The following is a 5,806-nucleotide window of genomic DNA, read 5'->3' on the forward strand; positions in this document are numbered from 1 at the left end:
CAGCGTCGTCACTCAACCACCTCGATCGCTCCGCATGTTACCAGCGCGCCGCGCCCCCCGGAGCGGCGGCGGGCCATGGTAGCTTGGTTGCGCTTGGCCGGCCGCTACGCGGCGCGGCACCGAGTCCCATCCGGCAGCCAGCACGCGGGGACCAAGACGGCGCAGGGTCGGCGCCGGCCACACCGCGGCCATGGGGCCGCGAGCCGCGGACGACCCCGCATGAACACGGCCGACCACGCGCCCGGCGACCGGGCGCGGCCCACGACCGCAAGGAGTGACATGCACACCATCTGCTTGATCCCAGGCGACGGAATCGGACGGGAGGTCATCCCGGCGGCGCGCCGCCTGTTGGCGGCCACCGGCCTACCGCTCGACTTCACCGAGGCCGAGGCCGGTTGGGCCACCTTCCAGGCCCGCGGCACGAGCGTGCCGGAGGCCACCTTGAGCGCGGTTCGCGCCGCCGACGCCACGCTGGCCGGCGCCTTCACGAGCCCCTCCAAGCGCGTCGAGGGCCACCAGGGCGCCATCCGCTACATGCGGCGCACCCTCGACCTCTTCTCCAACCTGCGCCCCGCGCGCTCCCGGCCGGTGCCGGGGTCCCTGCCAGGCATCGACATGCTGATGGTGCGCGAGAACACCGAGGGGCTCTACGTCGAGAAGGAGCGCAGGTACGGCGACGTGGCCATCGCCGACGCCGTCGTCACCCGCCGCGCCTCCCAGCGCATCGCGCGCGTGGCGTTCGAGCAGGCCATGCGGCGGCGCAAGCGCCTCGCCGTGGTGCACAAGGCCAACGTCCTGCCCCTCACCTCCGGCCTGTTCCTGGAGACGGTCATGGAGGTCGGCAAGGAGTACCCGGAAGTCGAGGCGTACGACATCATCGTCGACGCCGCCGCCATGAAGCTCGTGAGGGCGCCCGAGTCTTTCGACGTGCTCGTCTCCACCAACCTCTTCGGCGACATCCTGTCGGACCTCATGGCCGGCCTCACCGGCGGCCTCGGGATCGCGCCGAGCGCCAACGTGGGCGAGGAGTACGCCATCTTCGAGCCCGTGCACGGCAGCGCGCCCGACATCGCCGGCAAGGGGGTGGCGAACCCCACCGCCACGTTCCTGACCGCCGCCATGCTCCTCGACCACCTCGGGGAGCGCGACGCCGCCTCCCGCGTCGAGGCCGCCGTCGACGCCGCGCTCGCCGGTGGCGAGCTGACGCCCGACCTGGGGGGAACGGCCAGCACCGAGTCGTTCACGGACGCCGTGATAGCGAGGCTCGCCTGAGCGCCCGCCCGGGCCGCCGGGTAATATTGCTCCCGTGACCTCCCGGGGATCCGGCCATCACGGGGCGCGCGGGCGGCGCGCATGATGTACGCGTTCCTGCAAGCCATGCGCGCCATCAGGGGCAACTGGATCGCCAGCGTCTCGACCATCACGACCATGACGCTGTCGCTCACCATCCTGGTGGGGTTCAGCCTCCTGTCGGTCAACCTGAACAACGCCTTGGCGGTGCTCCAGGGTGAACTCGAGCTCTCCGCGTACCTGGCCGACGGCGCCAACGTCCAGCAGCTCACCGCCACGGTGCGCGCCTGGCCGGAGGTCGAGCGCCTCGACTTCGTCGGCAAGAGCCAGGCCCTTGCCGAGATGGTGGCCGACCTCCCGTCGCTGGGCAGGGCCGCCGGCCTGGTCGAGAACCCGCTCCCGGACACGTTCCACCTGCGCCTCTACGACCCGGCCCAGACGAGCCTGGTGCGACTCCGCCTCGAGCAGCTCCCCGGCGTGGCCGAGGTCGACGATTCCAGCGCCGAGGTCGCCACCTTCCTGGCGCTCAACGACGTGCTGCGCATCGGCGGCTCGATCCTCATCGTGGTGCTGCTGGGCGCCGCCCTGTTCGCCATCGTCAACTCCATCCGCGCGGCCATCACGGCGCGACGCGAGGAGATCGACGTCATGCGGCTCGTGGGCGCGAGCCGCGGCTTCATCAGGTTGCCGTTCCTGCTCGAGGGCTTCCTCCTCGGACTGATCAGCGCCGCCCTGGCACTCGGGCTGGCCATCCCCGGGTACCAGGTCGCCGTGATGCGCCTGTCGCAGCAGTTCGCGTTCGTGCCGTTCGTGCGCGACCCGGCGCTGCTCGGGTGGATCGCCGGCCTCCTGGCCCTGTTGGCCACGCTGGTGGGGCTCGTCGGCAGCGCCATCGCCGTGTCGCACCACCTGCGCGAACGCCAGTGACCTGCCCGGCCCACCGTGACGCGGGCCAACATTCGCCCCACACGAGCCGCTGGTAGACTCTCCCCGTGCCGCGGCAGCTCCTCGCGCTCATCGCCAGCCTGACGCTGTCGTTCCTCCTCGCTCCCCTCGGCAGCGCCCAGGTCGAGCTCGACAGCTCGGAGAAGCAGGCCCTCGAGCGCGACCTACAACGCTACGAGGCCCTCCTGGACGACCGTAGGCGGGAGCTGGAGGCCATCACCGCCGCGCTGGGTCAGACCGCGGCGCAGCTCGAGAAGCGCATCGCCGAGCGCGACGCCGTGAGTAGCGAGCTGGCGGCCAAGCGCCGCGAGCGCGAGGCGCTCGTCGGGCGCATCGTCGACCTCCAGGCGCAACGCACCGAGACCGAGGGGCGTATCGACGCCCTGGGCGACCGCCTGGCGCAGATGGCGACGCGGGTGCAGGACCTCCTCCTCAGCCACTACAAGCAGCGCGGGCGGCGCCTGACCGCCTCGGTTGGCACGAGCCGAACGTTCCACGAGTTGCGCGTCAGGAACCATTACCTCGGGCTCCTCGCGCAGCAGGACGCCGACGTCATCGCCGAGCTCGACGCGGTCCTGGGCGAGCAGCGCAGCGCCAAGGCGCAGCTCGAGGCCCAGCTCGCCGAGCTCGACGCGGCCCAGGCAGCGCTCGCCCGCGCCGAGGCCGAGCTCGACGCGTCGGCGCGACGCCTCGAGCAGGTCGTGGCCGAGCTCGACGCGACCCAGGCGGGCCAGCTCATCCAGAAGCAGGCTCTGCTGGAGGAGCAGGGGCGCATCGAGCGCAGCATGGGCGACCTCAACCAGCAGCTCGCCGACGAGATCGCGCGCCTCAGGGCCGAGGAGGAGCGCGCGCGCGCCGCCGCCGCACAGTACGCGCAGGACCGCGACAAGCAGCTCGAGCTGCAGCGCCAGGCCGACGTGGCGCGCAGCCGCGCCGACGCGCTGGCGGCGCCGCTGGCGCCCCTCACCTCGGGCTTCGTGCGGCCGTTCGACGGCGCCAAGCTCGTCAGTCGCTTCGGGGAGGGGAACAACTCCTACCTGGGCATCCAGGCGCCCCTCATCAACTCCGCCGTCAGGGCGGTGCAGACGGGCCGCGTCACGGCCATCACGTACCTCGGCGCCAACCTCGGCTACATGGTGGCGCTGCAGCACGCCAACGACCTCGTGAGCATCTACGTCAACCTGCGGCAGCCGATCGTCGGACTGTTCGACACGGTCGAGCAGGGGACCGTCATCGGCTACCTCGGCGGGGGCACCCTCACCCGACCCGACGTGCTGCAGTTCTACGCCCGGCGCGAGAGCGCCGGCGGCGGCCCGTTCATCGACCCGGCGCCGCTACTCGGATGGTGACCCGGTGAGGGGTGGCGGCGGGGCGGCGGGAAGGAGGGGCGCATGATCTGCGCCTCCTGCGGCGCGGCCAACCCCGCCGGCATGCGCTTCTGCGGCATGTGCGGCGTGCGCCTCGGCAAGCAGGGCGCGGCCCGCGAGCGGCGGCGCGTGACGATGCTCTTCGTCGACATGTCGGGCTTCAGCGGCCTGACCCGCGACCTGGACCCAGAGGACCTGCGCGACCTGGCGGACGAGGTGCTCACGGTGATAACCGGCGTCGTGGAGGCGCACGACGGTTACGTCGACGCGCTCAAGGGCGACGGACTCATGGCGCTCTTCGGCGCGCCCCGCTCCCACCCCGACGACGCCTTCCGGGCCGTGCTGGCGGCCGCGGCCAGCCTCACGGCCGTCGAGGCGGTGGGCAAGGCGCGCGGCCTGCCGCTGCGCGCGCGCGCCGGCGTGAACACCGGCAGCGTCATCGCGGGGCCCGTCGGGTCGGGGCGCGTGCGCTCTTACACGGTGATGGGCAGCGCCGTGAACCTGGCGGCGCGGTTGGAGGAGGTCGCCGAGCCGGGCCAGGTCTGGGTCGGTCCCGAGACGTACCGCACGACCCGCAACCGCCTCCAGTACCGCTCGACCGGCCCCATCAGCCTGCACGGCTTCCCCGACGTGGAGGTGGCGTACGCCCTCGTGGCCCCCGGGCGGCGCCACGCCGACCCCTACTCCCACGTCCGCTTCGTCGGGCGCCGCGCCGAGCTGGCCGCGCTGACGGCGCTGCACGAGGAGGTAGCTCGCAGCGGTCGACCGCACGAGCTGTGGGTGGTGGGCGAGGCGGGGCGCGGCAAGACGCGCCTGCTGCGCGAGTTCCTGGCCGGCCTCGGCGACGGCGGCCGCGCCCTCTGGCTCGCGCCGGCGGCCGGCGAGGAGTTCGGGTTCGCGGGCCTGGGGCGCCAGCTCTTCGGGCTGCAGGACGGCGGCGACGAGCGTGGGGCGTTGCCGCGCGTGCAGCATAGGCTCGAGACCCTCCTCCCGGACGAGCCGCGCTGGCAACGGCTCATCCTCGCCAGCCTCGACCTCGCCCCCGGCACGGCCTGGAAGCGGATGGAGAGGCGCAGCGTGGACCGCACCAGCCTCGCCTGGCGCGACCTGGTGGTCGCGGTGGCGCGGGGCGGCGCGGCGCCGGGAGAGCCGGTCGCCCCGCTCGTGGTGGTCGTGGAGAACGAGCCGCGCGACCCGACGTTGCACGAGTTCCTCGCCCTGCTCCTGGCCACCGAGGCGCCGCTCCTCGTGCTGCGCACGGCGCGCCGCGCCGGCGGGCAGGGGCGCAGGGCGGAACTGCACCTGCCGGCCCTCGCGAAGGCCGAGGCCGAAGAGCTGTTGGCGGAGGTCACCGGCTCCCCCATGCGGTCGACGGTGGCGGGGTTGCTCGAGCAGGTCGGCGGGGTGCCCGCCTACGTCCTGGAGTTGGGCCGGGCCCTGTCGGTCGCCACCGAGGAGTCGTTCTCGGGCTCGCTCGCCTCGCTACTGCAGGCGCGCCTCGACATGATCGACTCCCGGCACCGACGCCTGCTCGCCTACGCGGCGCTGGCCGGCGAACTCGTGTGGGACGGCCTGCTGCGCGAGCTCGGCGGGGCATCGGCCGCCTCGGACGTGGGGGCCCTCGTGCGCGAGAACATGCTGGTGCCTCAGGTCGCCAGCTCGATCCCCGGGGAGATCGAGTACCGCTTCCAGAGCGAGCTCCTGCGAAACGGGGTCTTGCGCATGATCCCGTACGCCGACCGTCCCGTGCTGCACCTACGGATCGCCACCTGGCTCGAGCAGCACGCCCCCCTCGCGTTCTCCGCCCACACGGCCGAGCACTTCGCGGCGGGCGGGGCGCCGGAGGCGGCGTACGCGCACTACCTGGCCGCCGCCGACCTCGCGACGTCGCGCGAGGACGCGATCACCACCTACGACCTCTACGCCGAGCTCGGCGAGTTGGGGCTCCCGCCCGCGCTCGCGGCCGAGGGGGCGCTGGCCCTGGCGCAGGCCGCGATGAGCTTCGGCGACGACGCCCGCGCGCACGAGGCGCTCGTCCACGCGGCCGGACTGATCAGACAGTGCCCCCCGGAGGAGGCCGCCAACCTGCAGCTGGTGCTGGAGCAGCTGCGGAGCGACCTCGCGCTGTCGGCGTGAGGGGCCGCGGGCTGCGGGCGGCTACCCCTCGCGGCCGAACACCCTGAACCACGGCCTGAAGCTCGGCT

Annotated in this window: 4 protein-coding genes; all 4 read left to right on the forward strand. The window is 73.3% G+C overall.

Annotated features, from left to right (window positions below; genetic code table 11):
• The first annotated feature begins 279 nt into the window (after nt 1-279).
• The 4 genes from H3C53_02085 (at nt 280) to H3C53_02100 (ending at nt 5,738) form a co-directional block, all read left to right on the forward strand.
• The gene (locus H3C53_02085) at nt 280-1,272 is read left to right on the forward strand and encodes an isocitrate/isopropylmalate dehydrogenase family protein (GenBank protein ID MBW7915465.1); all 993 of its coding nucleotides are present in this window, start codon (nt 280-282) and stop codon (nt 1,270-1,272) included.
• An 81-nt stretch (nt 1,273-1,353) separates the two neighbouring features.
• A complete protein-coding gene (locus tag H3C53_02090; GenBank protein MBW7915466.1) occupies nt 1,354-2,217 on the forward strand; it encodes an ABC transporter permease in 864 nt (287 codons plus the stop codon).
• A 65-nt stretch (nt 2,218-2,282) separates the two neighbouring features.
• Nucleotides 2,283-3,584, forward strand: coding sequence for a peptidoglycan DD-metalloendopeptidase family protein (locus H3C53_02095; GenBank protein MBW7915467.1), 1,302 nt, complete (start codon nt 2,283-2,285; stop codon nt 3,582-3,584).
• Nucleotides 3,585-3,626: 42 nt separating this feature from the next.
• Entirely contained in the window at nt 3,627-5,738 is a 2,112-nt protein-coding gene (locus H3C53_02100; protein ID MBW7915468.1) for an AAA family ATPase, read from the forward strand.
• Nucleotides 5,739-5,806: the final 68 nt, after the last annotated feature.

It is taken from the genome of Trueperaceae bacterium, from assembly GCA_019454765.1.
GTDB lineage: Bacteria > Deinococcota > Deinococci > Deinococcales > Trueperaceae > JAAYYF01.